Raw genomic sequence first — 25177 nt, forward strand, 5'->3', positions numbered from 1 at the left:
AGTAACGTGCGGCCAAGTTTTACATCCTCGATCTTCCGCCGGTAACCGGCTGACCGTCTTTGTTAGGGGAGGACCAGTGAAGACTCGCCTGGGTGCCGCGTTGTTCGGCATCGGCGTGCTGTCGCTCGCGGTCGCCGCGGGAACGGCGTACTACGTGGCGCCGTCGGTGACGAAGTTGCCGTACGACCTGACGTTCTGCAACGCGGACGGCAAGCCGGACGGCTGCCTGCGGGCGAGCGTCGCGGTCGCCGACAACGCCACCTTCATGCAGGTGCTCGACGGGAAGCCGACGATCCAGACCGGTCAGCTCAAGGCGACCACCGAGGTGGTGCCGCAGGCGTCGACGACCGAGAAGGAGATGACCGGCGACCTCAAGGGCGACGCGGTCGTCTGGGACGTCTACGGCACCGTCGTGCGGACCGACAACGGCTCCGACGTCAGCAAGTACGCGGCCGAGTTCGCCCTGGACCGGGTCACTGCCGCCGCCCGGGATTGGGACAAGCAGTACCTGGACACCGACGGTCCGGGCGGCACCGACGACTCGGTGACCTTCGCCGGGCAGACCTACAAGTTTCCGTTCCGTGCCGAGCGGCGGGACCACACCTTCTTCGACCGGGACCTGCGCCGGGGGCTGCCGATCGCGTTCGACGGCACCGAGCAGATCAACGGCACCGAGGCGTACCGGTACGTGCAGCAGATCCCGGAGACCGACCTGGTCACCCCGGAAGGCTCGCTGACCGCGTTGGCCGGCGCGCTGGCACCGGGGGCGACCACCGGCAAGGTCACCTACAGCAACACCCGGACGATCTGGATCGAGCCGGTCAGCGGCAACTTCGTCAAGGTACGTGAGCAGCAGCGGAAGAACTTCGTGCCCAATCAGGGCAGCCCGGTGACCCTGCTGGACGCGGACTTCGTCTACGACGAGGCGACCATCGCCAACAGTGTGAAGTCGGCCGGGGTGACCCGGGACAAGCTCCAGTTGATCGGCCGTACCCTGCCGATCGGGCTGGCCGTCCTCGGTGGCCTGCTGTTGCTGGTGGGCCTCTGGCTGGTCGTCGCCGGGCGGCGGCGCGCGACGCCGGCCGGCGGGCCGAAGGGGGCCGGTGTCGCCCCGGCGGCCGACGCCCCGACCCGCGACGGGAAGGCCGAGCCGGCGACCGTCGGGCGGTCGGGCGGCCCGCTCACCGACGAGATCCCACCCGCGTCGACGAACTGGCGGGGCGGGGGCGAGCCCGGCTCGCGCTGACCGCGCACGTCGGCACACCAGGGCGGGTCGGGTCTCCCGGCCCGCCCTCCGCGTCTCCGTGGTGACCGTACGCGTCCGTTACGGAATCGTAACTTGTCAATGGTTTACCAACTCGCAGTGAGGGATGACGTCGGATTTGACGGCATCTATCCGGTCGACTACCGGGGATCGGTTGCACCCAGCGTGAGTACGGCGACCGGCTCGGATGATCGACGGTTACCGGTCGGTAGGTGGGGTCTTGTGAGCCGCGCCTCAGTGGGTGCACCATCAGGCACGCATTCGTTACCCGTCGGTAACAGATCTTCCGGCCCGGTCGCGGCCCGACCGGCTCCCACGACCGGCACCAGCCTGAGGAGGAATCCGTGCAGAATCGGACCGACGAGCCGGGGCGTACCCGGTGGCGGCGTTTCGCCGCGATGATGGTGCCCGCGACGGCCGCCGTGGGCGCCATCCTGTTCGGCATGCAGAGCGGGGCCATCGCCTCCGACATCACCGTCTCCGGGCAGACCTTCAAGATCGGGGCCGAACGTCTGGAGGGCGACGGCTTCACCCAGTACGGCGGCATCGTCAAGGAGAAGAACGGCAAGGTCCACCCGGTCGCCCTCTCCGAGATCAGCAGCGCCCAGCTCTACAAGCTCTGCCAGTCCGTCCGCGCCGACCTGCCCGGCCTGCCGGTGGTGCTGACCATCAACGCCGGTGACGACAAGCCGGCCACCGCCAAGAACATGATGATCGCGATGGACAGCCTGGGCGGCAACGCCACCTTCACCAACATCCGCATCGGCCGGGACGCCACCGACCTCAACGCGTCGGCGCAGGCCGGTTCGTTCGGCCAGGACGCCCAGCACGTCACCATCACCGACCTGCGGCAGGTCTCCCGCTACACCACCGCGGCCACCTTCAACCTGACCGGCCTGCGACTCAAGGTGAACGTCGGGGAGGCCGCGAAGGGCAAGGAGTGCTTCGCGGACGACTGATCCGCACCGGGCCGGGACCCCTCCCGTCACCCCCCGCCGGACGGCAGGGGCCCGGCCCGCCCGACCCCGTACCCATCCGCCCAGGAGGAGCACGTGACACGCGCGCAACCGCCGTACGCCCCGACCGGCCCCGGTCGCGGGTGGCGGAGCTTCCGCCGGTGGCGACGCAGCCGGCCGTTCTGGGGCGGCCTGCTCACCGTGCTCGCCGGGGTGGAGATGTTCGCCTCCACCAGGATGACCCTCAACGGGCTGAGCTTCTCCTCCGGCGCGACCGGGCTCTACTCGCTGCTCATCCCGATCATCCTGGTCACCTGCGGGCTGCTGCTCTGGTTCAGCCCCGGTCAGCGGCTGTTCTACTCGATCGTCGCGGCGGTCACCACGGTCTACTCGCTGATGGGCCTCAACCTCGGCGGCTTCTTCCTCGGCCTGCTGCTCGGCCTGGTCGGCAGCGCCCTCGGCTTCGCCTGGACCCCGATCCGCCCCGCCGCGCCGGCCGCCGCCGACACCGCCGCGCCGCCCACCGCCGGACCGACCGCCGCCGGAGCCCACCCGGACGCCGACCCCGACGCCGACGACGGGTTCGACGCCGACGGCCGGCTCGGCTTCTTCGGCGGCCCCGGGGCGGACACCGCCGCACCGCGCGACCCGGCGCAGGACCCCGCCGGCAGGCGGGACCCACGCCACCTCGCGGTCGCGCTGCTGGTCCTCGGCCTCGCCGCCGGTGCACTGGTGGCCGCCGCGCCGAAGCCGGTACGGGCCGCGGCGCCGGGGCCGGTACGGGCCGCCGCGCCGCAGCCGGCACCGACGGCCTGCCCGCGACCGGCACCCACCGGGACCGCCGCCCCGCGCCCCACGGCGAGCCGGACCGCGACCCCGTCGGCCACCCCCGGCACGGCCAGCCCGTCGCCATCACCCTCGCCGGACGGCAACCTGCTCACCGACCTGCTGCACGGTCTCGGTGACCTGTTCACCGGGGGTGGAAAGACCGAGCCGGCCGCCAGCCCGTCGCCGGACGGCACCCCGTCGCCGGGCGCCGGGGCGACCCCGAAGGCCACCCCCACCGCCCGGCCGAAACCCACCGCCACCGGCTCCGGAACCCGCTGTGCCCCAGGCAGGCCCGCCCGCCCCGGCACCGTACGGCCGGGACGGCCGCTGCCGAGGATCGCCCCCGAGCCGGGGCAGCCCAGGGTGGCCCGGCAGCCGTCCAAGCTGACCGGCACCCGGGTCACCATGACCGGGCTGCGGTTCGAGGGCATCGTCGACCTGCCCACCTCCGACGGCACGTTGAAGGCGTTGAAGTTCAGCATGAGCCGGGCGGTCACCGCCGACTTCAGCCTGGTTGCGGACGGTCCGGCGGGGCGCCACCAGCGGTACGTCACCGACGAGCTGACGGTGCGGGGCGACGTCGCGTTCTACGCCACCCGGTTCGTCGGCAAGCTGCTCGGCATCACCGTCACGCTGACCCCGGACCTGCCGTTCCCCGACGGCATCCCGGTCACCTCGCCGATCCCGATCACCTTCACCGACCCGGCGATCGACCTGGCGTTCGTCGACTCCGACACGCTGACCGCCCGACCGGCACTGGCGTTGAGCCTCTCCTGACCCTGCTCCCACCCCCACGGTGTGTCGGGGGGCGGGCATCCGCCCGCCCCCCGACCACCCGTCACGCCCGCCGACCGGCGGTGCGGATCAGAGCCGGGCCAGGGCCCGGCGCAGCGGGTCGAGCCCGAGCGCACCCAGGTCGAGCGCCTGCCGGTGGAACTCCTTCAGGTCGAAGTCGGCGCCCTTGCGGGCCATCGCCTCCTCCCGGGCCTGCAGCCAGATCCGCTCGCCCACCTTGTACGACGGCGCCTGCCCCGGCCAGCCCAGATAGCGGTTCAGCTCGAAGCGCAGGTTCTCGTCCGGCACCCGGCAGTGCGCCCGCATGAACTCCCAGCCCAGCTCCGGCGTCCACCGCTCACCCGGGTGGAAGCCGAACGGGTTGTCCCGGGGGATCTCCAGCTCCAGGTGCATGCCGATGTCGAGGATCACCCGGGCCGCCCGGAACGCCTGCCCGTCGAGCATGCCGAGCTTGTCGCCCGGGTCCTCCAGGTAGCCCAGCTCGTCCATCAGCCGCTCGGAGTAGAGCGCCCAGCCCTCGCCGTGGCCGGAGACCCAGCACAGCAGCCGCTGCCAGCGGTTGAGCAGCTCCGCCCGGACGGCGGTCTGCGCGACCTGGAGGTGGTGGCCGGGGACGCCCTCGTGGTAGACGGTGGTCACCTCGCGCCAGGTGGAGAAGTCGGTGACGCCCTGGGGCACCGCCCACCACATCCGCCCCGGGCGGGAGAAGTCCTCGCTCGGCCCGGTGTAGTAGATCGCCCCGTCGCTGGTCGGGGCGAGGCAGCACTCGATCCGCCGGACCTGCTCGGGGATGTCGAAGTGGGTGCCGTGCAGCTCGTTGATCGCCTTGTCGGCCAGCGCCTGCATCCAGTCCCGGAACGCCTCCTTGCCCTGGATGGTGCGCGCCGGGTCGGCGTCGAGCACGGCCACCGCCTCGTCGATGGTGGCACCCGGGCCGGCGATCCGGCCCGACACCATCCGCATCTCGGCCTCCAACCGGGCCAGCTCCGCGAACCCCCAGGCGTACGTCTCGTCGAGGTCGACCTTCGCGCCGAGGAAGTACTGCGAGGCCAGCTCGTACCGTTCCCGGCCGACGGCCTGCTTGTCCCGCCCCAGCGGAACCAGTTCGGTACGCAGGAACTGGCCGAACTCGGCGGTCGCCGCGGTCGCCGCCGCCGCGCCCCGGCGCAGCTCGGCACCGAGCGTGCCGTCGGCGTCCAGCCGCTGCACCAGCCCGTGGAAGAAGTTGTCGCCGTGCGGGTCCGTCCAGGTGTCGCACTGCTTGGCCACCTCGGTCAGCTGCACCTTGGAGCTGACCCGGCCGGCGGCGGCGGCCTCACGCAGCGTGGTCTTGTAGCCCTCCAGGGTGGCGGCGAACCGGTTGAGCCGGGCGGCGACGGCGGCCCGGCCCTGCTCACCCTCGGTGGGCATCAGGTCGAAGACCATCCGGATCTCGTGCAGGCCGCTGGCGATGACGTTCACCTCGCTGGTGATCTCGCCCGCGTCGTGCCGGGCCAGCTCCAGCCCCAGGCGCTCCTGCATCGCCTCCTTGGCGGTCCGTTCCGCCTCGGACTCCGGCTCGGTTACGTCCAGGTCGGTGAGGGTGCGCCGGGTCAGTTCGGCCCGTGCCTCGTAACCGGCGGGCGAGAGGTCGTCGAGCTGGTCGTCGTAGCCGGCGATGCCGACGTAGGTGGCGCCGGTCGGGCTCAGCTGCGCCCAGTCGGCCACGTACCGGTTCGCGAGGTCATCGATTCGTCCCACGCTGCGACCCTACGTGACCGTCGGGGCCGGTTGTCGAGTGTGTTTGCCGGGCCCGGGGTGAACGGCACGCCGGAGCCGATGTTGCGGTATCCCCTGGGTTCGGATACCGCAACATCGCCCCAGAAGAGTTGATCATCCCGAGGCGCGGGCGCGGGTCCAGTCGAGCAGGCGGTCCGCCGGCCAGGTGTTGACCACCCGGTCGGCGGGGACGCCGCACAACGCGGCCCGCACGCAGCCGAACCGCTGCCAGTCGAGCTGCCCGGGGGCGTGCGCGTCGGTGTCGATGGCGAACCGGCAGCCGGCCTCCAGGGCCCGACGGATCAGCCGCTTCGGCGGGTCCTGCCGCTCCGGCCGGGAGTTGATCTCCACGGCCACGTCGTGTTCGGCGCAGGCGGCGAAGACCGCGTCCGCGTCGAAGTCGCTCTCGGCGCGGGTCCGCGCCCGGTGCCCCTTGTCACCCGGGCCGGTCACCCCGGCGGGCCGGGACGACACCATCCGCCCGGTGCAGTGGCCGAGGATGTCCAGGTGCGGGTTGGCGATCGCGGTGAGCATCCGGCGGGTCATCCGGGCCCGCTCGTCGCGCAGGCCGCTGTGCACCGAACCGACCACCACGTCGAGCCGGGCCAGCAGCTCCTCGTCCTGGTCGAGGGTGCCGTCGGCGAGGATGTCCACCTCGATCCCGGTGAGGATGCGGAACCCCTCGGGCAGCGCCGCGTTCACCGCCGCCACGTGGTCGAGTTGCCGGCGCAGCCGGTCGGCGGTGAGGCCACGGGCCACCGTCAGCCGGGGCGAGTGGTCGGTCAGCACCACGTACTCGTGGCCGAGTTCGACCGCGGCGAGCGCCATCTCCTCGATCGGTGACCCGCCGTCCGACCAGTCCGAGTGGGTGTGGCAGTCGCCGCGCAGCGCGGCCCGCAGCGCGCCGGCCGCCTCGTCCAGGTCGACGCCCTCGGTGGCGACCAGCCGGCGCAGGTAGACCGGTTCCTCGCCGGCCAACGACTCGGTGACGCAGCGGGCGGTCACATCGCCCACCCCGGGCAGGTCGGTGAGCGTGCCGGCCCGGGTCCGCTCGGCCACTTCCGCCGCCGGCAGCGCGGCCAGGGCGGTCGCCGCCGAGCGGAACGCGCGTACCCGGTAGGTGGCCTCGTTGGCCCGCTCCAGCAGGAACGCGATCCGGCGCAGGTCGGCGACGGGGTCTCTGGCGCTCATGGATGGCAACCTACGCGCCCGCGCCGCCGGTCGGGGGACGACCGGCGGCGCGGGGGTGTACGCGGGGGAGGCGGATCAGGAGTACGGCAGCTTCACCACCGACTGGTTGCCGGTGCCGAGGGTGGACGGGTTGACGCCGATCGCCGACCACACCTCCACCTTCACCGTGCCGCCGGACAGGTTGCCCAGCGTGCCGGTGGCCGACTGCAGGCCGGCGTTCTGCGTGTAGTGCTCGTAGCCGGGCACCGGGTCGGTGGCGAAGTACCGGTACGTCTCCACCCGGTCGAACGTGCCGTCCCCGGTCAGGTCGTAGGAGACCCGGGCCTGCACCCCGTTGCCGACCGACTGGCCGGCGTCGAGGAACAGGTCGAACCCGGTCTGGCCCCCGGTGTAGGCGAGGTTGAGCCGGGTCGCGGTGAACACCACCGGGTTGCTGGGGGTGCCGTCGTGGTTCGCGCCCCCGGAGCCGGGGACGGTGGTCGTCGCCGCGCTGCCGGCGGAACCGAGCCCGCCACCGGGCAGCAGGAACCGGGTCGGCGAGCCGGCCGGCGGGGTGGTCGGCGGCGGGGTCGGGCTGGTCGGGGTCGGCGACGGCCCGGTCGGGGTCGGGGTGGGGGTGGGCGACGTCGTCGGGGACGCGGTCGGCGTCGGGCTCGGGTTGGTGCCGCCGGCCGCGTTGCCGCCGCTCCAGGTGTACGCCCCGGTCGTGGCGGTCTTCCCGGCGGCCACGGTGAGGCTGGTGCCGTCGGAGAACCGCACGGTCAGCGGCGCGGCGGTGATGTTGCTGGCCACGTAGGTGCGTGCGCCGTTGCGGCTGAACACGGCGGCCAGCGGGTGGCTGGCGGTGACCGTGGTGTCGACCTGGCCGAGTGCGGCGAGGTTGCGGATCCAGTGGAAGGCGTGTGCCCGGCTCTCGCCCTCCTCCGGGGTGTAACCGGGGTTGGCGCGCAGCTTGGCCAGCGCCGCGTCCGGGTCACCGAGGGCGAGGAACTGCCAGAGGATGTCCTGCCACACGGTGGGTTCGCCGCCGTTGTTGCGGACCAGTTCGGCGTAGTTCGCCTTGTTGTACGCCGGCTGGTAGCCGAGGTAGAGGTGGCCGCCGGTGACGGGGAGCATGTTGATGCCCTGGATCATCTCCGGCTCGGCGCTGAACCAGGTCGCGTACGCTCCACCGTCGCCCCAGACCATGCCGACGGTGGAGTGCCCGAACGCCGCCGGGTAGTTCTCGTCGTCGACGTCGAACCAGTACTCACCGATGGCGGCGGCCTGGGTGGTGTAGATGAACACGCCCGCGTCGCGGACGGCGGTGTTGCCGGTGGCCTGACCCCACTGGATCAGGGCGTTGGCGAAGTTCATCCCCTCCGACGAGGACTCCTGGTTGTTGCCGGCGTTGAACGAGCCGTGCCCGGAGGCCCAGTCGTGCCCGGCGTAGATGTCGAAGTCCCGCAGGTAGGGGAAACGGGTGTCGGAGCGCTGGTAGTTGTTGGCGTCCCGGATGAGCAGGTCGACCATGCCGCCGTACTGGCTCTGGGCGGCCCATGCCGGGTCGAACTTGGCAAGCGTCGCCGCCGCCGCGATGAAGTACCCGTAGTGGAAGTGGTGGTCGTTGAGTTCCTGGTCGGACCCGTACGACGCCGGGTAGCCGATCAGGGTGCCCCAGTTGCGGTCGTAGTAGAAGACCTTCGCGGCCTTGCCCGGGGTGGCGGTGAACCAGTCGGTCAGGGTGCTGCGGATGGCGGCCAGCGCCGCGTTGCGGGTCTCGGTGTCACCGACCTGGTCGGCGATCTCGGCGATCCGGGCGGCCCGACCGAGGCCCTTGCCGGTCCAGTAGGTGTCCCCGCCGCGCTGGTCCATCGGGTTGCCCCGGACGGCGGCGAGCTGCTCCTTGAGCTGGGCCAGGTCGGTGCCGGAGCCGGTGGCCACGGCGGGGACCTCGGGCAGCACCCCGTGGAACTTCATCGCGGTGCGGAAGGAGGCCACCCCGGTGAGCACCTTCATCCGGCCGCGCGCCGACGGGTAGGTCTGGGTGAGCGGGGTGCTGCCGGCGAGCGCCTTCCACTGGTGCGGGTAGAGGCTCACCACCGTCTGCGTGGCGGTGCCCTCCCGGGCGGTGGTGGTGAACGAGTACGTGGTGGTCACCGCGCTGGTCGCCGGGTCGTAGGTGTAGCCGACCCGGGTGCCGGTGACGTGTGCGTGGGCGTACCGGCCGTAGCTCGTGGCGAGTGAGGCGCGGGCGGTGGCGTCGGCGGTGGGCGGCAGCAGGGCGATCGAGAAGTAGCCCTTGCCGGCCAGGCCGGAGGTGATCCGTCCGTTGGTGACGGTCCAGGTGGCGCCGGTCGGGGCGTACCCGACGTAGTCGTGGCCCCGGACGGTGAAGCCGATGGTGGCGCCGCTGTTGGACCAGACGGTGGCCGCGCCGCCGGTCGGGTTGATCTGGGCGTCGCCGCCGCTGGCCTGGAAGTAGGCGAACGGCAGCCCGTGACCGATGGTGGCGCGCAGGGTCCGGGCCCCGTCACTCCAGTACGGGGTGACCGTCCAGTCCGTCCAGTCGTCGACCTTCACCACGGGTGCGCCGAGCGCGGCCACGCCGACCCGGATGTCCTCGGTGTAGGTGTACTTGAACTCGCCCACCCCGGTCGCGGTGCCGCTGACGGTGGCGGCCGACGGTGCCGAGAAGCCGAGCCCGTCGGTGAACGTCTGGTAGGACACCGGGTGGGCGTGCAGCGGTTCGCTGTAGGAGCAGTTCGTCTTCTTCCACAGCAGCGACGACCACCAGTCGTTGGTGGGTACCGGCCCGGCGGGGGCGTTCGCGGTGGCGTACTGGCGGGGGTTGGTGGACATGGCGCCGCAGCCGGCGGGCAGCGGGCCGACCGGGTCGGTGGTGTAGCTGCCGGCGCCGACGGTGGCGGCCTCGGCGGGGGAGTCGGCGGTGGTGAGGGTGAGGCCGCCGACGAGGACGGTCAGGGCGGTGGTGGCGGCGAGCACCCAGGGGGCGCGGCGGCGGGGGACGGGAGGTGTCATCGTGCCTCCTCCGCGCGGGGCGGGTGGGCCAACTGCGCGCGGTTCGTCGGAATTGGAGGGTTTCATGGGTTGAGAGAGCGCTCTCTCCGCATCGGACGTTAACCGACGAGTAATACCTACGTCAATGCGTACGGCCGATGACGCCGCCGCCGACCCCCGGTCAGCCTGCCCCGGAGGAGCCGCGCGGCGCGCGCGGGCAGCCGTGCTCACGCTCCCAGGCGGTCACCGCCGCCACCGGCGACCGGTTGCCCTTGCCCCGCCAGGAGTCCAGGTACTTCGCCGGCCACACCACGCCCCGCCGGATCCACCAGTCGTCGTGCCCGGTGCACTTCGGCGACAACCCGAAGTGCAGGTGACAGACGTTGTTCGCGTTCCCGGTCCGGCCCACCTCGCCGAGCTGCTGCCCGGAACGCACCCGGACCCCGGCCTCGACCCCCGGGCTGACCACGCTCAGGTGCGACCCGTAGTACCGCACCCCGTCGTCACCCAGCAACGACACCGACAGGCCGCCGTTGTACGGCCCCAACGGCCCCTTCTTACGGAACCGGTCCACCCGGCTCACCTCCAGGACCGTCCCGTCGGTGACCGCCACCACCGGCTCACCACAGTCGGCGAAGATGTCGGTGCCCGGATACCCCGAGTGCGTCGGATGGTAGGCGACGTTGCCCGCCCGCACCGGAAAGACCCGGCGCAGGGCCGCCGCATCCGGCGTGGCCGACGGCGTCACGCTCGGAGCCGGGCTGCCCGACGGGCTGCCGGCCGGGGCCGTCGGGGTCGCCGGCTGGTCGCCCGTCGCCACCGCCGACGGGCCGTCCCAGACCGGGCCCGCGACCGGCTCGTCCGTGCCGCACCCCGCCAGCACCGCCGCCACGAGCAGCAGCACGGGGTACGCCGGACGGGTGCGCCGTGGGTCGGGACGCAGCAGGGACATTCGGACATCCTGACAGACGGCTACCGTGGAGGTCGCACCGCCGGCGGCATCCGGCCGACGACGGCCCCCGGAACGGCCCGCCGACCCGATCCCGGCCGACGACGGTGCGACGGGTTCCGGCCGGCCGGAGGGGGAGCAGTGACCATGACCGACCACCAGCCCGGACGCGTCCCGTACGCCGCCTCGGGGCTCTTCCCCGCCGGTCCGCCCCGCCGGCCGACCTGGCGGGAACCACACCCCGTCACCGGCGCGGCGGTGGCCGCAGGTGGTGCCCTCGCCGCCGCCTGGCTGGTGCTCTTCGGGCTGCTCGGCCACGACGTCGGCAGCTACGCCTGGTGGACGGTGATCGCCGGCGCGCTCGCCTGGCTCGTCGCGTTCGCCCTGGTTCGCTTCGGCGACCGGGGGGCCGGTGCGGGTGTGGCCATCGTCACCGCCGGTGGCTGGAGCATCGCATTCGCGGTGGTCGTGGTGCGGTGGGCGGTCAGCGCGGACTGGCCGATGTGGTGACGCTGCGTCGTCGTGCGGCTTCGTTTGCTGCACCATCTTGACGTACCCGCTGTGACTGAGGACGCTCTTCGGTATGGCCTGGAACACCCCGCGGCTCGACTCCGAGCGGAGCCGTCGCCGCCTCCAGATTCTCGCCGAGCTGGCGGGCGCCCGCTCGGTACGCCAGCGGGAACGGCCGCAGCGGGAACGCACCGAACGGCTGCGTCAGCTCATCGCGACCCGTCGCCGCGTCGCCGGCTGACGAACTTTCCCCGGATTGCCGGCCCTTCGGGGCGTTGAGCGGTCGGCTGCCGACCCGACCGGTTAACGTGCACGCGTAACGAGTCGGCTGTGCCGAGGCTTTTTGGGGGAACCATGTCGTACTTCGCTGCCGCCGTGGTGCGCGACGAGGGCGGCTGGAACGCCGCCGAGGTGAACCTGCGCGGGGCCACCGACATCGACGAGGTCGCCGACCGGCTGCGCGATGTCGAACCCGACGCCGACGTGTCGCTGCTCTTCGTCGAGGCCGACGACGCGTACCTGGTGGTGCTGCGCCTCGACGAGGGGGAGGACCTGCGGGTCTTCGGCTCCGACTCGGCGTACGCCGAGGAGTCCCGGCTGGGCGCGCTGCTCGTCGGCGACCTCAAGACGTCGGTCACCGGCCTCGACGACGTCGACGAGCCGCCGTCGGCCACCGCCGGTGGCGGCGACGAGGACAGCGAGCAGCCGGTCGTCGACCCGGAGGCCGACCCGGTCGGCGACGCCGACCTCCTCGCCGACCTGGGCATCTCCGCCCAGCGCCTGCTCAAGCTCTGCGCCCACGAGGGCATGCTCCCGGCCGACGTGACCGCCGAGGTGTGCCAGGTGCTCGGCTGCGCCGACGAGGTCGAAGAGCTGCGTGAGGTCTGACCCTCCGCACGTCGGCGACGCCACGGCGGGGTCGCCCGGTGCCGGCGGTGGCCCGGCGTCGCCAGGTGCCGCCGGGCCGGTCGACGCCACCGATCCCGCCCTGGACACCGTACGGCCGGGGCAGCCGACGCCCGGCGCGGCCGGGCGGGTCGGTCCCGGGGCGACCGAGGGACTGGCCGCACCGGATTCCGCCGGTCGCCGGCAGCGGCACGAACGGTGGATGCGGCGCGCGTTGGAGATCGCCGTCACCGGCCCCGACCTGCCCCCCGCCGACGCTTCCGCCGGGCCCGACGGGGTGGTGGGGGACGTGCCGGTGGGGGCGGTGGTCTACGGCCCGGACGGCACCGAACTGGCCGTCGGACGCAACGAACGGGAACTGACCGGGGACCCGACCGCACACGCCGAGGTGCTCGCGCTGCGCCGGGCCGCCGCGCGGACGGGCCGGTGGCGGCTGGACGACTGCACCCTGGTGGTCACCCTGGAGCCGTGCACGATGTGCGCGGGCGCGCTGGTGCTGGCCCGGATCTCGACCGTCGTCTTCGGTGCCTGGGAGCCCAAGACCGGGGCGGCCGGCTCGCTCTGGGACGTCCTGCGCGACCGCCGGCTCAACCACCGCCCCGAGGTGTATGCCGGGGTCCTGGAGACCGAGAACGCCGCCGTCCTGCGCGCCTTCTTCCGCTGACCCTGGGGCCGGGCCGACGGGCCGGGGGCGACGGGGCCGGGTCGGGTCGGGTCGGGGGCGACGGGGCCGATGTTGCGGTGTCCCGGGGCGTGGAGAGCGCAACATCGGCCCCCTTGCGAGCCGTCGGGTGACGGGTCAGGAGGTGGCGACGGTGTCCAAGGCGATCTCGACCATCTGGCCGAAGGTCTGCTCACGCTCCTGCGCGGTGGTCTTCGCGCCGGTCTTGATGTGGTCGCTGACCGTCAGCAGGGTCAGGGCGCGGGCCTTGAACCGGGCGGCGATCGTGTAGAGCGCGGCCGACTCCATCTCCACCGCCAGCACGCCGTAGTCGGCGAGGGTGTCGTACAGGTCGGGCCGGTCGGTGTAGAAGGCGTCGGCGGCGAGGATCGGGCCGACGTGCATGGTGATGCCGCGCCGCTCGGCCACCTCGACCGAGGTACGCAGCAACCCGAAGTCGGCCACCGGGGCGTAGTCGATCAGCCCGTCGAAGCGCATCCGGTTCATGTTCGAGTCGGTCGACGACCCGATCGCCGCGATCACGTCGCGGAGATGCAGGTCCTCGGTGAGCGCGCCGCAGGAACCGACCCGGACCAGCGTCTTCACGCCGTACTCGTTGATCAGCTCGTGGGCGTAGATGGACGCGGACGGCATGCCCATGCCGGAGCCCTGGACGGAGACGTCCACGCCGTTCCACCGCCCGGTGAAGCCCAGCATGCCCCGCACCGTCGAGTAGCAGGTGGCACCCTCGAGGTAGGTCTCCGCGATCCACTTGGCCCGCAGCGGGTCGCCCGGCATCAGGACCCGCTCGGCGATCTCGCCCGGCTTCGCGCCGATGTGCGTACTCATGGCAAAGATCCTGCCAGGCCGGCCCGGGGGATACCGGTGCGGCATCCGAACCGGTGTTCCTGTACCCTCGTCGGCGGTGGCGTGTCCGAGTGGCCTAAGGAGCACGCCTCGAAAGCGTGTGAGGGTTTACGCCCTCCGCGGGTTCAAATCCCGCCGCCACCGCCAGCAAGCAGGCGAAACGCCCGGCAACTCTCCGTGAGTCGCCGGGCGTTTCTCCGTCGTGGTCTCAGTTCTGGTCTCAGTTGCCCTCACGACGCCTTGCTGAGTACCCCTGCCGCGCCGTCGTCCGGGTCGTCGTCGGCCTTCGGCGCGGGCTGCCAGAGCAGACCACCGACCCGCTTGGCAACGTCGCGGCGGACCTGCCCCGTGAGGTGCTGGTATCGCCGGGCCATGCCGGAGTCCGACCACCCCATGATGCCCATCACGGCACGCTCGGCCACGCCGAGAATCAGCAGCACGGTTGCCGCCGTGTGTCTGGCATCGTGCAGCCGCCCGTCGCGCAGCCCGGCGCGCGTCAGCAGCCGCTTCCATTCGGTGTAGTCGGTGCGCGGATTCACCGGGCCGCCTATCGGCGTGGTGAACAGGTAGCCGGTATCCGTCCAGATCTGCGCGGCGGTTTCGCGCTCGGCCTCCTGTTCTTTCCGGTGCTGGCGTAGCAGGGCAATCAGGGGATCGGGAAGTCCGATACTGCGCCGTCCGGCCCGTGATTTCGTATCGGCGGTTTCCGCGCGCAGCGGTTGCCGGTCCGGGCAGTGACCGCCGAACTTCCGGCCGCACGGCTTCGTGCAACCGTGCTTCCATTTGGGGCGCTGCCGGGCGCGGCGAACCGTGAGCGTCCCACCGTCGAGGTCCAAGTCACCCCATCTCAGGCCCAGCACCTCACCCTGCCGCAGTCCGAGTGCCAGCGCGATTGCCCACCGCGCGCTGTTTCTCCGCTCGCTCGCGGCGAGCAACAGCCGCTGCACTTCCTCCACCGAATACGGTTCGACCTCTTCGTCTTCGAGACGGGGCGGTTTCGCCAGGCTGGCGGGATTGCGCACCAAGTGTTGCCGGCGCACCGCCTCGTTCAGCGCGGTTCGTAGGGTGCGGTGCGCCTGGTGGGCGGTGGCGGCGGCGCTGCCGGCGGACTGCATCTTGCGGGTCAGCTTCTCCACGTGCTCGGGTTGCAGCTTCTCTAGGCGGTGCGCGCCAAGCCCGGGAATCAGGTGCCGGTACACGGCGACCCGGTAGCCGGCGATCGTGTTGTCACGAACGGCCGGCGCGGCGATGTTCTCCACCCAGTGGGTGAGCCAGGTCTTGACCGTCCACGACTGCCCCGCCTTGCGGACGGTGCCCTTGTCGCGGTCGCGTTCCAGCTCGCGCACCTTGCGGATGACGATGGCCTCGGTCTTGCCGCGAACGTGGCGGCGGTCGGAACTGCCGTCGTCCTTGATCCCGACGGTCACACGTCCGTGCCAGTAGCCATCGCTGCCCTGGTAGATGCTCGATGCGCCGTTGGGCTTGCGTTTTCCCATCAGTTCCCCGTTCTTTCAGGCAGCGTTTTCCAGCGAGGTCTCGTCGGCGAGCAGGTTCTGTACGTACTCGTCGAGGCAGAAGGCAGGCACGCGCCGGAGGCGGCCGATCGTGACTGTGCGGATCTGGCCGGTCTTGACGAGCGCGTACATCGTGGTGCGGCCGATGCCGAGACGGCGCGCGGCCTCTTCGATGGTCAGAACAATGCGGGTGTCGGAGGTCGTCACTTTGCTCCCTCGGGTGGCATCGAGGTGGGCTGGTCGATCTGGCGTTGCGACAGGAAGGCGGAGGGCGACCCGCTGAGAGCGCTGTAGAGGCAATATCTCGGGCGGGTTGGTGTGGGGCACGGGGTCGGGCTGTCTGTGTGGTTCTCAGGTGGTATGTCTGGGTGGAAGGTTGTGGGTACGTGGTGGGTCGGTAAGGATCGATGCATGGTTTGGCCTGAGCCGCGTCCGCAGGATGTGCTTGACGTTGCTGCTGCTCGGTTTCGGCCGTTGGCTGGCGAGCCGAGTCCGTTCGGTGAGCATCCGCGTGGAGATGCCTACAACGCGGAGCTTTCGTTGGATCGGTTTGGGTCAGAGCGGGAGTTGGCCGATCGGGTGTTGGAGCGGCTTGCCCCGTGGTTCGAGATTCGTCGTGAGGTGACGGGGCGGCATTGCTCGGGTAGGTCGTTGCGGATTGACGCGATGTTGCGGCCTCGTGATGCCGGCTCGTGGCGTGATCCGGATGTGGCGTTTGGTGTGGAGTTCAAGTTGCCTGGTGGCGATTCCGGTGTCGGTCCCTACACGGGTTGGGTGGCTCAGGCGGTGAGTTACACCCACACGGATTGGGTGGGGTATGGGCGGCGGCTGGTGCTGGTGTGTCCTGGGGCGGCGTCGTGGCTGGACAGCGCGTCAGGGCGAGACCCGGACCGTGGTGAGGTGATGATCGCGAAGCGGTTGTGTGGGCAGTTGGGGGTTGGTGAGTTGGTGCTGCGGTGGGCGACCGGGTTGACGATTCTGGTGAACAACGGGTTGGTGTGGTCGGAGCGGCGGGGGTTGGGGGTGGGTCGCAACTGGCGGTTGGCGGTGCCGTCCGGGCATCGCTGAGTGGTGCTCAGGGGCCGTGGGTCGGTGGCGGAGCGCGTTGGTTGCGGGGAGGGCTAAACCATCCCTGCATCGCGGCATCTCGGCAGACGTGGCGTTGAGCTGGGGAAACGGTTGCCGAGATGACTTCGGGAGGCTCTGAGTCATCTCGGCAACCGGTGTGGTTCTCGGCATCTGGTTGCCGAGTTGCCGAGATTGAAGTGCCTTGCTGTCTTGTTTCTCGGCAGGGTGTTTTCGCAGGTGGGCTGCTGGTGGTGCCGGGATGCCGAGTTGCCGAGACGCAGGGATGGTTTAGCCAGGGTTAGTTGTCGCGGCGTTCGACCCAGTAGACGCCTCGGTTGCCGCGTTCGTGGGTGCCGGTGCGGATGACGTGGTTGCCGCGCCAGCGTCCGGCTTGGCCGGTGAGCATTCGACCGAGTTGTAAAGGGTTGGGGAGGCGTCCGGTGGGGGTGGTGATGAACTGGCCGTCCCAGGGGTCGTGTTCGTCGCTGCCGAGGTGCATGGGTTCGGCGTCGCGGCGGAGGTCGGCGGCGGTGAAGGGCTTGTCGTGGTGGCGGTCGTGCCAGCAGGCGAGGAACGTGCCCCAGCGTTGTTCGTCTTCGTCGATGCCTCGGACGTCGGCGGCGTTGGTGAGGAACCCGTCGATGTCGTGGTGGGCGAGGAATCCGCCGAGGTGTTGCGCCCAGGGGGTGAACTGCCGCATGGCGAGGCCGGCGGCCCGGGGTGCTCCTTGGCGGGTCCAGTCGAGCACGAGCACGAGCAGGTGCCACAGGACGGTGAGTTGGTTGGCGGGGTCGGTGATCCACTGGTCGAGGTGGGGAATGCCGAATCCGGCTTGGTCGCGGAGTTCGGGGCGGGGCATGTCGGGGTCGAGGTGAACGCGGACGGTGCGGCTCGCCATGTCGCCGCCGACTTGCAGGTTGTTGCCGGTGGCCATCCAGAGCCGGTCGTTGACGCTGGCGAGGTTGCGGGATGCGCCCAACTGCCGGTCGGACCACGTTCCGGCGGTGACGAGTAGGGCGAGTGTGGGCGAGTCGATGACGGTTCCTTCGGCGAGGTTGTCCCAGATGACCACGCCGACCTGTTCGGCGAACACGGCGGTGATGGACTTGCGGAGTTCTTCTTCGGCGTAGGCCCAGGGCATGACGCGTTGGCCGTAGAGCATGCCGGGGCCGGCGGTGAGGATGCTTTTACCCGATGAGGGCATGGTCGCGTCGATGAGCGCGAATGGGGTCAGGGATCGGGTGAAGTGCCGCAGGATCGGGGTGGCCAGCAGGGCGATGTAGTTGGCGCGGTCGGCGGCGGTGGCCCAGGGGAAGTCGCGTAGGAATCGGCCGAGCAGGAACCGACGCGCGGCGGTGACCTGCTCCGTGGTGGGCTGGTCGGGCACGGGCGGTAGGGCGACCTTGGAGGCGAGGTAGAACCCGGTCGCGGGGTCGTAACCGGGGGTTTGCAACAGGGTGCCGTCACGGCGTAGCACCGGGGCACCGATGATCCCGCGCAACGCGGGCACCCGGGGCCAGGTCTTCCCGGCCAGCACGGACGACAGGATGTCGCGGGGCGGGGTGGTCTCTTCCTCGTAGGTTTGCGGGTTGCCCTGCTCGTCCTTGCGGGACTTGACCCGGTAGACGTAGGCGTGCTCGGCGAGCAGCCCGGCCAGGCCAGCGGGGTTGATCGTGCTCGCTGACACCGGGAGCGGGGAGTCTTCGTCGGTGGCGGCGGCGACTCCACCGGAGACGGCTTCCATATGAACTAGGGACCCGCCGGAGACGTAGGTGTCGGGCAACAGCCCGTCGACCAGGGCGGCTTTGAGCACGCGGATAGTTTCGGGGCCGGTGCCGATTTGCAACCGTTCGGTCATGCCGCCGCCTTTCCTGCGGTGTTCAGTGGTCGGGGTTCCCGTGCCCCGATGCGCAGCCCGGATGCGATCGTGCGCGCTATCTCCCTGGCTGACAGCCCGGCCGACAGGGCTGCGGGTTCGAGGACGGCGTACACGTCGGCGTCGGTGAGCGCGCCCCCGGCGGCGAGCTGGCCGAGTGCTACGGCGGATGCGAACAGCACGTGGTTGCGCTGCCCGTCGGGTGCGGCGGTGATGTGGGCGACTTGGTTGCGGATCGCGGCGGCGACGTACCGGCCGTGCCGGTCCGGCGGCAACGCCACCGGGGCAGGCCGGTACGCCGACCGCGCGGTGGGTGCCAACAGGTCGGCCAGCCATGCGGGCAGCGGGGCGGGGTCGACATCGAGGGTGATCGTGTAGGGGCGGCCGTTGACGGTGGACCCGGCGGCCACCACGTACCCGCCGTGCGACTTCGTGTCGACCTTCCAGCCGAGCCCACCACGCTCCCCGACGGTGTTGCCGAGTCTCTGGCCGGTGGTGGGGTGGCGGTAGAACAGGTGGCTTCCGCCCCGGCCGGTGCGCTGCGTGTACGTCGGGTCGACGGTGCCGTAGTGCCGTTCGGCCAGGGTGATGAGAACGTCCGCCCCGTCACGTGCCCCGGCCCATTCGGCGGGTGGGGTGTCGGCGGGGTGCTTGGGCACGTCCAGGTCGACCACCACCAGACCGGACGGCCCGCACGCGATACCGATGCCGTAGGGCTGGCGCGTCCAGGCACGGCGGACGCGGTCCGGGTCGGTAGTGGCCCGTTCTTCCCACCCGACGTGACGGCCGGCGGCCCGGCAGCGCGGGTCGGTGCGGTCGCACCGGTCGGCGGTGCACCGGTTCGGGAACGCGGGCCGCTTCGCGTGGTCATCGTCAGGCCGGGTGTCGGGGCGTAGCGGGAAGACGTGCCAGCCACGCGCCGCACAGGCGAGCGCAGCGGCCAGCAGCACCGCAGAGTCGAGCATGAGAAGTTCCTTCCGGGCAGAGGCGGTCCGGTGGCCAGCACCACGCGGGCACTGGCCACCGGGCGGTGAGGGCGCGAAGCGCGCCGGTCAGGCCGTTGGGGTTAGGTGAAGCACGCGCCGTTGTCGCAGAGCGCGTCGTCAGCGGGGTCGAAGCCGGGAAGCATGTCCTGCGCAGCGGTCACGGCCAGCGCAAGAGGCCGGTTGAATCGGGTCAGCCACACGGGGTCTTTGCCGAGCGCGGTCCGCCGGGCGTTGAGCAGGTTTTCCAGGTCGCACGCCCGGCGGAACAGCTCCGGTCGGTCCCGGCGCGTCTCGGCCCACGTTGCGGGCCGCCGGAACGGGCAGAACCAGCAGGCGCTTTTCGGGGGTACCGGGAGGCCGGCGGCGGTGATGATGCGGGCGCAGTCGTGCCGCCGCAGCGGCGGCGCGTGGTCAAGCAGCGGGTAGACGGTGCGTTCGTAGGGTTCCGAGCGGCGGTTGTTGACCCGTTCGATCTCGTCCAGACTGATGCCCACCCCGACCGTCGCCGGTTTGTCGGCACTCGCGCCGTGGGCTTTGAGCCAGCGACCGATGACCTTGATTTTGAAGTCGGCTGTACACGAGCGAGTGCCGGGCGCTCCGTTGGACATCCGCACGGGGATCGGCAGCGACCGCGATCCCTCACGGGTCAGCCGGCCGTACAGGGTTTCGGTGGTGCCGTCACGGCGGACCCGGTCGAGTTCGTCAAGTTGGATGCCGTGCAGCGCCGCGTAGGGCTTGGCGTACTGCTCCAGGTAGACCAGGGTCGCGGGGTCTTCGGAATCGTTACCGACGTTGGCGAACAGGAACACCGGGAAGTCAATCCGCCCGGTAGCGGCCAGCACCAGCGCGGCGGTCGACTGCACCCCACCGCCGTAGGAGAACACCCTCACGCCGCACCCCCGGAGATTCGGTCGGGAAACCGCAGCACGGTCGCGCCGTCGTCGCTCGTGGGCCGTGCTGGCGGGATCGTGCGGCGGGTGGGGATGATGTTCAGGCGTAGGTAGAGCTGGGCGCGGCCCGCGTCGGCACCGGTCAGCATCCGGCGCTGGCCCTGGTAGGCGAGGTGGCCGGCGGCGGTCAGAGCGCGGGTGGCGGCGTCGAGTTCGGCCGGAGTGCCGGCCAACCAGATTTCTAGGCCGGTCAGGGATGGGTCGTGTCGGGACGGGCGGTCCGCCCACCGCCCACCGCCGGTCACGCTGCCCCCGCCGCAATGGTGGTGAGTAGTCCGTCTTCGGTCAGCCAGCCGATCAGGAGTTCCGCGTATCCGATGAACTGGCGGCGGACCTGGGGCCGGCAGTCACAGTCGTTGCCGTGGGCGGCGTCGTGGAGGCGGTCGCCGTAGTGCAGGGCGGTGCCCTGGTCGACCATGGCGGGGTGGGTGTCGGTCGGTGGTGGGGTGGGTTGGTTGATGATGCTGAGCAGCACATCGGCGTGGCAGGGTTGGTCGAGCGGGCACCAACAGGCCAGGTCGCGGCCGGTGAGGTCCCGTCGTGCGGCGGTGATCAGATCGGGGCGCAGGATTAGCCACTGCCGGTACCGGTCGATAGCCGTGGCCCTGTCGGCGGCGGTGGCGGCGGTGGGCTGGTAGGGGTTGCCGTAGCGGGTGGGACGTCCGACGTAGACGGCCCCGGCGGGCATCCGCCATCCGGCGGTCCGGCGGCGCTGAATCCGGCGGGCCGCCGGTCGGGTGAGCTGGGTCATCGGGTGGCCTTCCATGGGTGGGGGCGGCCGGCGACGGCGGCCCGGGTGACGGTGTGCCGGAGATCGGTGAGCAGCCCGTGAAGCTGCCGCCGGGCGCGCAGCTCGACCGGGGCCAGGGCGACGCGTACGCGGATCTCGGCGTGGTCGCGGCCGGCGGCGGTGCGGACCCTGACGAGGACGGCGCGACCGTGGCCGGGCAGGTCGACCACGGTCTCTTCCGACCGGTGCTCACCGAGGTTGCAGCGGTGGCCACGGGCGCACCATCCGGTGTGATCGGGGCGGCGGGTCATGGGTGGCCGTCGCGGTACTCGGCGCGGATGTGGTCGATGAGTCGGCGGCCGGTGCGCACGCGGATACCGGTGCCGTCGCAGCGTGGGCAGTCGCGTCGGGTACCGATGGCGGTGCGGTGGGAGCGGCGTCCGTGGCAGCGTCGGCAGCGCCCCCACGGGGACACGGCACACAGGATCAGGTACCACGCTGCGTAACCGAACGGGAGAAGGCTAGCGAGCAGGACGATGGTGGTCACGAAATGCCTCCACAGGCCGGATCAAGGGCGTAGAGAGCTGTCGCCGCTAGTTGTTAGGGCGCTGGCCACGAAAGGGATGTGCCGCTAGCGGGGGTGCTAGGTCTAGCGGGGGCCACCGCTAGACCTAGCACCCGATCGCTGTCCGCCTTAGGCGGCTTTGTCGCCTCGCCGCTTGTGACGCTCCGCAACCGCATCAGCGATGTCGGCCCGGTCGATGCCCCGCCGGTTCGCACCCTTGCCGGTGGCCGGGTCGGTGCCCCACACCTGCCCCGTGGTGACCCCGTACGGCTTGAGCGCGGCGGTCAACTGGTCGCGGGTGAGGTCGCCGTAGGCGTCGGGGTTGAGGTCGGCGAGGCGTTCGGTCAGCGTCTCGGCCCACACCTTCGGCTCCGTTGCCGGGACGACGGTGAGGATGTCGTCGAGCAGGGTGTCCCGGCGTGCCGCCGGGGTGGCCGGGGTCTGCCCGATGGCGTGGCCGGTGAGCGTCCCGGCGGCTTCCCGCAGGGTGCGTGCCCGGTCGGTGATCTTCTCGGCGGTGGGACCGTCGACGTAGAAGGTGCGGACGATCTGCGCGTCGTCTGCTGCGCCGACGAGGTAGCCGACGCCCTTGTCCTTCTTGGCGAACATGGTCGCCCGGATGCCGTTCTTGTACGCCGACGTGCCCAGGATCATGTCGTTCTCGATCTGCCCCATGACCCGCAGGCAGAACCGCGTACCCGCATTCGCGGACACCCCGGTCGGCAGACTCTTCGCGTCCGGCCGCTGCGTGGCCACGACGAGGATCACGCCCAGGGCGCGACCGAGCTTGATGACCTTCTCGGCCAGCTCCCCGGCTTCCTTGCCAAACTCCGGGTGCGAGAACAACTCCTGCACCTCGTCCAGGGCGACCACGAGCCAGTGCAGACCGAGCTTCTTGCGCCGGGCCAGTTCGGGGGTGACCTTGTTGTCCGGGCACACCGCCTTGGGCAGGCCCTTGATGACAGCGGCGCGGCGCTGGCATTCCTTGCGCAGCTCCCGCAACGCCAACAAGCCCTCTTCGGCGGTGTCGTCGTCCTGCCCGGACGCGTACCGGGCCGACACCTTCTCCAAGGGGTCGAGGCCGCCGGTGCCCTTGAAGTCGAAGCACCACAGTTCCGCATACGGATCCAGGGCGGCGGCCAGCATCGGCACCTGAGTGGCGGCGGTCTTGCCGTAACCCGGGATCGACCCGATGAGCAGGTTCGTGTAGGGCAGCTCGAAGGAGATGACCCGTCCGCGCGGGTCGGTGCCGAACGGCACCGGCCTGCCCAGGTCGAACCCGCCGGACGCCTTGAGTAGCGGCCAGGGCTTCGGCGGGGTGGCGGCCATGTCCTGATCGCCCACCCACAGCAGCAGCCGGCCCGGGTGCACCTCCGGTTGCCCTTCCGGCCACACGCAGCCGAGAGGGCGGGTGAGGCCGGCGGCGAGCCGGTCACGCCGCTCGATCACATCCCCGGCGGTGACCCCGGGCGGCAGGTCGATGTCGGCCCGCCAGCCGGGGCCGTCGCGGGTGATCGGCGCGGTGAACGCGATAGCTCGCTGTCCCTGCTTGGCGATGGCCTGAGTGATGCCGGCGATACCCAGCACGGCCAGGGCGCGCACCACCACGTCGGAGGTGAGGCGGGCGACGCGGGGGATGACCACGGCGGTGTCGAGCAGCGGCTTGTCGGCCGGCTGCCCCAACAACCCGCACAGGGTGACCAGCATGGCGAGCACCGCCCACCGCGCCCACAACGGGGCCAGAGCCACGGCGACGCCACCGGCCAGGCTGACGGCGAGGGTGAAGGTGGCGACGATGCCGCGCCAGCGGACGCGCCGGTCACGCTGCTTGGACAGCTTGAGGTACAGCTCGCCGTCGCGGGTCTGCGAGGTGGCCTGCCGCAGGTGCTCGCCTTCCCAGTCGAACATCCACCGGGTGCCCCCGGACACCAACCGCGCCGCGCCGGCCGGGGCGCGCAGGGCGAGTTTCCCGGCGTACTTCGGTAGCCGGGTGAGGTGGTAGCCGGTGGTGTGCAGCAGATGCCCGACTGCCCACCGCATCACGTCGACCAGCTCCGTGCGGGAGCGCAGCCAGGCGGGCAGGATCGGCCGACGCTGCCCCGCACGGGCAGCGTCGAGGCTGAACCGCGGGGAGCGCTGCGTGTCCGGGGAGTCGACCAACAGCGGCCCACCGTCGTCGCTGTCCTCGTCGTGGTGGTCGGGGGTGGTGGTGCGGGCGGTGCGGGCGGCGTCGAGGTCGACCACGTCGGCGTCCGGGCCGCCCGGGTGGTGCAGGTCGCGTTCGGCGGCCTGCCAGTCGAAACGAGGGTCATCGTGGGGGGACGTCATGATGGGGCTTCCTCCAACAGGTCCGTTGGTTCGGATCGGGTGAGGGCCGGCGGCGCGGCACGGTTTGCGAGGCCAGGGCCGTGCCGCCGGGCAAGGGCGGGGTTGGGGGTCACCGGCGGTCGCGGGGCGCGGCGCGGCCGTTGAGTTGCCGCCGCGCCCGGTCGACCTCCGGACGGTCGTGCAGGGCCTTGCGCTGCCGCTCAGCCTCTTGCCGGGCGGTCGTGCTGCCGGTGGCGGTGGCGGCGGCGTCGAGGTCGCGCCACCGCTCGTAGGCGTCGGCGAACCGGTCGCCGCTCACCGGGTGTTCCGCTTCTCGGCGGCGGCCCGGTTGCGGTCGTCGGCCTGGCGCTGCGCCTCGGCCATCTGGGCGAGGCGTGCTTCCCGGCGGCGGGTGACGATGCGGTCGTGGTGTTCGCGCAACTGTCGATCGGACATACTGAGGGTTCCTCCCGAGATCCCACACGGGGTTGAGGGGCAGGGGCCGGCGGCACAGCGGGTTGTCTAGGCCGTGTGCTGTGCCGCCGGGCGGGGTCAGTTGTCGGTCGCGCCGCAGCAGCGGCAGGTCCGACCCTGGTTGATCGGGGCGCAGGCGCATCCGCAGGACAGGCAGCCCCGACCGGGGACGCCACCGGAGTTGGCGTGCAGGCAGCCGCACCGGCCGCAGCGGGCGGCCATCAGCGGCGGGCCTTGCGGCCGATCACGGTCGCGCCGTTGCCGATGGCGGACTGTCCGGTGACCGTGATTCGGCCGGTCGTGATCGACTCGTCGCCTGATCCGGCCTCGAAGTTGTGGTGACCCTTTGTGCAGATGGCCAGCGTCCCGGTGTCGTCGACCGACACGCTGTTGAAGCCGTTGCCGCACGTCGAGCAGGATGAGAGCGTCACGGTGGTTCCTCCCGGGTTCGGGCGGCCAGGCGGTCTGGCGGCCTCCGCGCGGGCACCCCTGCGGGGCGGGGTGGGTGCCCGACGGGGGCGGTCAGCCGACGGCGGTCAGGAACGCGGTAACAGCGGTGCCGACCAGACCGGCGAGCAGCAGATCGACGGCGGTGCGGACCCGCCGGTACTTGCGCACCGCCGTGCGGGACAGCCACACAAGGTGATGCGCCCGTTCGGCGGCGGCGGCCAGCGGCGGCGCAGTGGCCTCGGTCATCAGGTCCCCCGGCGTGGTGGTGGCGTAGCGGACCAGACCGCGACCACCGCCCAGGGACGGCCGGACCGCACCCGCGAGCAGACCCACCGCCGTTCCGACCGCCGCGACCGTGGCCACTCCGGCGGCCAGCGCGGGGCCGGGCAGGTCGGCGCGGGCCAGGATCGCCACGCCGACCGTGACGGCCGCACCCGCGACCGCCATCAACGTGGACGCCTTGCTGTCGGCGCGTGCCAGTTCGGCGCGGACCTCGGTGATCCGGTCGGTGAACCAGACCGGGTCGGATACTGGCACCATCAGGTGCCCTCCTCTCACGTCAGGGGTTGGGT

The 25177-nt window shown here is 71.5% G+C and carries 26 protein-coding genes and 1 tRNA gene; 9 read left to right on the plus strand and 18 right to left on the minus strand.

What is annotated here, in order from left to right; translation table 11 throughout:
- Positions 1-76 precede the first annotated feature (76 nt).
- The 3 genes from pgfA (at position 77) to JQX11_RS22525 (ending at position 3825) form a co-directional block, all read left to right on the plus strand.
- Positions 77-1246 carry a cell envelope lipid trafficking protein PgfA gene (gene pgfA, locus JQX11_RS22515; protein WP_204926972.1) on the plus strand — a complete coding sequence of 390 codons (1170 nt, stop codon included), beginning with the start codon at positions 77-79 and terminating at the stop codon, positions 1244-1246.
- 362 nt (positions 1247-1608) lie between these two features.
- A complete protein-coding gene (locus tag JQX11_RS22520; protein WP_204926973.1) occupies positions 1609-2223 on the plus strand; it encodes a DUF6230 family protein in 615 nt (204 codons plus the stop codon).
- A 93-nt stretch (positions 2224-2316) separates the two neighbouring features.
- Complete coding sequence (locus tag JQX11_RS22525; RefSeq protein WP_204926974.1) at positions 2317-3825, plus strand: DUF6114 domain-containing protein; 1509 nt, start codon at positions 2317-2319, stop codon at positions 3823-3825.
- Between the two features lie 87 nt (positions 3826-3912).
- Here the strand turns inward: JQX11_RS22525 and JQX11_RS22530 are convergent, their stop codons facing one another.
- The 4 genes from JQX11_RS22530 to JQX11_RS22545 form a co-directional block, all read right to left on the minus strand.
- Positions 3913-5583: a DUF885 domain-containing protein gene (locus JQX11_RS22530; RefSeq protein ID WP_204926975.1), complete on the minus strand. Its 1671-nt coding sequence runs from the start codon at positions 5581-5583 to the stop codon at positions 3913-3915.
- A 132-nt stretch (positions 5584-5715) separates the two neighbouring features.
- Positions 5716-6792 carry a PHP domain-containing protein gene (locus JQX11_RS22535; RefSeq protein WP_204926976.1) on the minus strand — a complete coding sequence of 359 codons (1077 nt, stop codon included), beginning with the start codon at positions 6790-6792 and terminating at the stop codon, positions 5716-5718.
- Between the two features lie 75 nt (positions 6793-6867).
- Positions 6868-9813 (minus strand): glycosyl hydrolase, encoded by a 2946-nt coding sequence (locus JQX11_RS22540; RefSeq protein WP_204926977.1) that lies wholly within the window; start codon positions 9811-9813, stop codon positions 6868-6870.
- A gap of 160 nt (positions 9814-9973) precedes the next feature.
- The gene (locus JQX11_RS22545; RefSeq protein WP_204926978.1) at positions 9974-10744 is read right to left on the minus strand and encodes a M23 family metallopeptidase; all 771 of its coding nucleotides are present in this window, start codon (positions 10742-10744) and stop codon (positions 9974-9976) included.
- A 144-nt stretch (positions 10745-10888) separates the two neighbouring features.
- On the opposite strand from JQX11_RS22545, the gene JQX11_RS22550 reads away from it, so the two are divergent.
- From JQX11_RS22550 to JQX11_RS22565, 4 genes are all read left to right on the plus strand, one after another.
- Positions 10889-11251 (plus strand): hypothetical protein, encoded by a 363-nt coding sequence (locus JQX11_RS22550; protein ID WP_204926979.1) that lies wholly within the window; start codon positions 10889-10891, stop codon positions 11249-11251.
- Between the two features lie 73 nt (positions 11252-11324).
- On the plus strand, positions 11325-11492 hold the full coding sequence (locus JQX11_RS22555; protein WP_204926980.1) for a hypothetical protein: 168 nt from the start codon (positions 11325-11327) through the stop codon (positions 11490-11492).
- 113 nt (positions 11493-11605) lie between these two features.
- The gene (locus JQX11_RS22560) at positions 11606-12139 is read left to right on the plus strand and encodes a tRNA adenosine deaminase-associated protein (protein WP_204926981.1); all 534 of its coding nucleotides are present in this window, start codon (positions 11606-11608) and stop codon (positions 12137-12139) included.
- Positions 12140-12359: 220 nt separating this feature from the next.
- On the plus strand, positions 12360-12821 hold the full coding sequence (locus JQX11_RS22565; RefSeq protein ID WP_204927142.1) for a nucleoside deaminase: 462 nt from the start codon (positions 12360-12362) through the stop codon (positions 12819-12821).
- Positions 12822-12956: 135 nt separating this feature from the next.
- Here JQX11_RS22565 and deoD read toward each other — a convergent pair whose 3' ends face one another.
- Positions 12957-13667, minus strand: a complete 711-nt coding sequence (deoD, locus tag JQX11_RS22570; protein ID WP_204926982.1) for a purine-nucleoside phosphorylase — start codon at positions 13665-13667, stop codon at positions 12957-12959.
- Positions 13668-13742: 75 nt separating this feature from the next.
- On the opposite strand from deoD, the gene JQX11_RS22575 reads away from it, so the two are divergent.
- Positions 13743-13832: transfer RNA gene (locus JQX11_RS22575), tRNA-Ser, on the plus strand.
- Between the two features lie 83 nt (positions 13833-13915).
- On the opposite strand, the gene JQX11_RS22580 is transcribed toward JQX11_RS22575, so the two are convergent.
- Positions 13916-15181, minus strand: a complete 1266-nt coding sequence (locus JQX11_RS22580) for a tyrosine-type recombinase/integrase (RefSeq protein WP_204926983.1) — start codon at positions 15179-15181, stop codon at positions 13916-13918.
- Between the two features lie 15 nt (positions 15182-15196).
- Positions 15197-15406: a helix-turn-helix domain-containing protein gene (locus tag JQX11_RS22585; protein WP_204926984.1), complete on the minus strand. Its 210-nt coding sequence runs from the start codon at positions 15404-15406 to the stop codon at positions 15197-15199.
- Positions 15407-15610: 204 nt separating this feature from the next.
- Here JQX11_RS22585 and JQX11_RS22590 point away from each other — a divergent pair, with 204 nt between their 5' ends.
- Positions 15611-16267 carry a hypothetical protein gene (locus JQX11_RS22590; RefSeq protein WP_204926985.1) on the plus strand — a complete coding sequence of 219 codons (657 nt, stop codon included), beginning with the start codon at positions 15611-15613 and terminating at the stop codon, positions 16265-16267.
- A 298-nt stretch (positions 16268-16565) separates the two neighbouring features.
- Here the strand turns inward: JQX11_RS22590 and JQX11_RS22595 are convergent, their stop codons facing one another.
- The 11 genes from JQX11_RS22595 to JQX11_RS22645 form a co-directional block, all read right to left on the minus strand.
- On the minus strand, positions 16566-18125 hold the full coding sequence (locus tag JQX11_RS22595; RefSeq protein ID WP_204926986.1) for a hypothetical protein: 1560 nt from the start codon (positions 18123-18125) through the stop codon (positions 16566-16568).
- Positions 18122-19108, minus strand: coding sequence for a bifunctional DNA primase/polymerase (locus tag JQX11_RS22600; RefSeq protein ID WP_204926987.1), 987 nt, complete (start codon positions 19106-19108; stop codon positions 18122-18124). Before JQX11_RS22600 ends, JQX11_RS22595 begins: the two co-directional genes overlap by 4 nt.
- Before the next feature lie 101 nt (positions 19109-19209).
- Positions 19210-20019, minus strand: a complete 810-nt coding sequence (locus JQX11_RS22605; RefSeq protein WP_204926988.1) for an adenine nucleotide alpha hydrolase family protein — start codon at positions 20017-20019, stop codon at positions 19210-19212.
- Positions 20016-20258: a hypothetical protein gene (locus tag JQX11_RS22610; protein ID WP_204927143.1), complete on the minus strand. Its 243-nt coding sequence runs from the start codon at positions 20256-20258 to the stop codon at positions 20016-20018. The genes JQX11_RS22605 and JQX11_RS22610 overlap by 4 nt, the downstream gene beginning before the upstream one ends.
- Positions 20259-20320: 62 nt before the next feature.
- Positions 20321-20830, minus strand: coding sequence for a DUF4326 domain-containing protein (locus JQX11_RS22615; RefSeq protein ID WP_204926989.1), 510 nt, complete (start codon positions 20828-20830; stop codon positions 20321-20323).
- Positions 20827-21120, minus strand: coding sequence for a hypothetical protein (locus JQX11_RS22620; protein ID WP_204926990.1), 294 nt, complete (start codon positions 21118-21120; stop codon positions 20827-20829). Before JQX11_RS22620 ends, JQX11_RS22615 begins: the two co-directional genes overlap by 4 nt.
- 383 nt (positions 21121-21503) lie before the next feature.
- Complete coding sequence (locus JQX11_RS22625; RefSeq protein ID WP_204926991.1) at positions 21504-23702, minus strand: P-loop NTPase family protein; 2199 nt, start codon at positions 23700-23702, stop codon at positions 21504-21506.
- Between the two features lie 109 nt (positions 23703-23811).
- On the minus strand, positions 23812-24000 hold the full coding sequence (locus JQX11_RS22630; protein ID WP_204926992.1) for a hypothetical protein: 189 nt from the start codon (positions 23998-24000) through the stop codon (positions 23812-23814).
- Positions 23997-24137 (minus strand): hypothetical protein, encoded by a 141-nt coding sequence (locus tag JQX11_RS22635; protein ID WP_204926993.1) that lies wholly within the window; start codon positions 24135-24137, stop codon positions 23997-23999. The genes JQX11_RS22630 and JQX11_RS22635 overlap by 4 nt, the downstream gene beginning before the upstream one ends.
- A 239-nt stretch (positions 24138-24376) precedes the next feature.
- Positions 24377-24586 (minus strand): hypothetical protein, encoded by a 210-nt coding sequence (locus JQX11_RS22640; RefSeq protein ID WP_204926994.1) that lies wholly within the window; start codon positions 24584-24586, stop codon positions 24377-24379.
- Positions 24587-24677: 91 nt separating this feature from the next.
- Positions 24678-25145 carry a Pycsar system effector family protein gene (locus JQX11_RS22645; protein ID WP_204926995.1) on the minus strand — a complete coding sequence of 156 codons (468 nt, stop codon included), beginning with the start codon at positions 25143-25145 and terminating at the stop codon, positions 24678-24680.
- Between the last annotated feature and the right edge of the window lie 32 nt (positions 25146-25177).

The organism is Micromonospora humida (assembly GCF_016901255.1).
Lineage (GTDB): Bacteria > Actinomycetota > Actinomycetes > Mycobacteriales > Micromonosporaceae > Micromonospora > Micromonospora wenchangensis.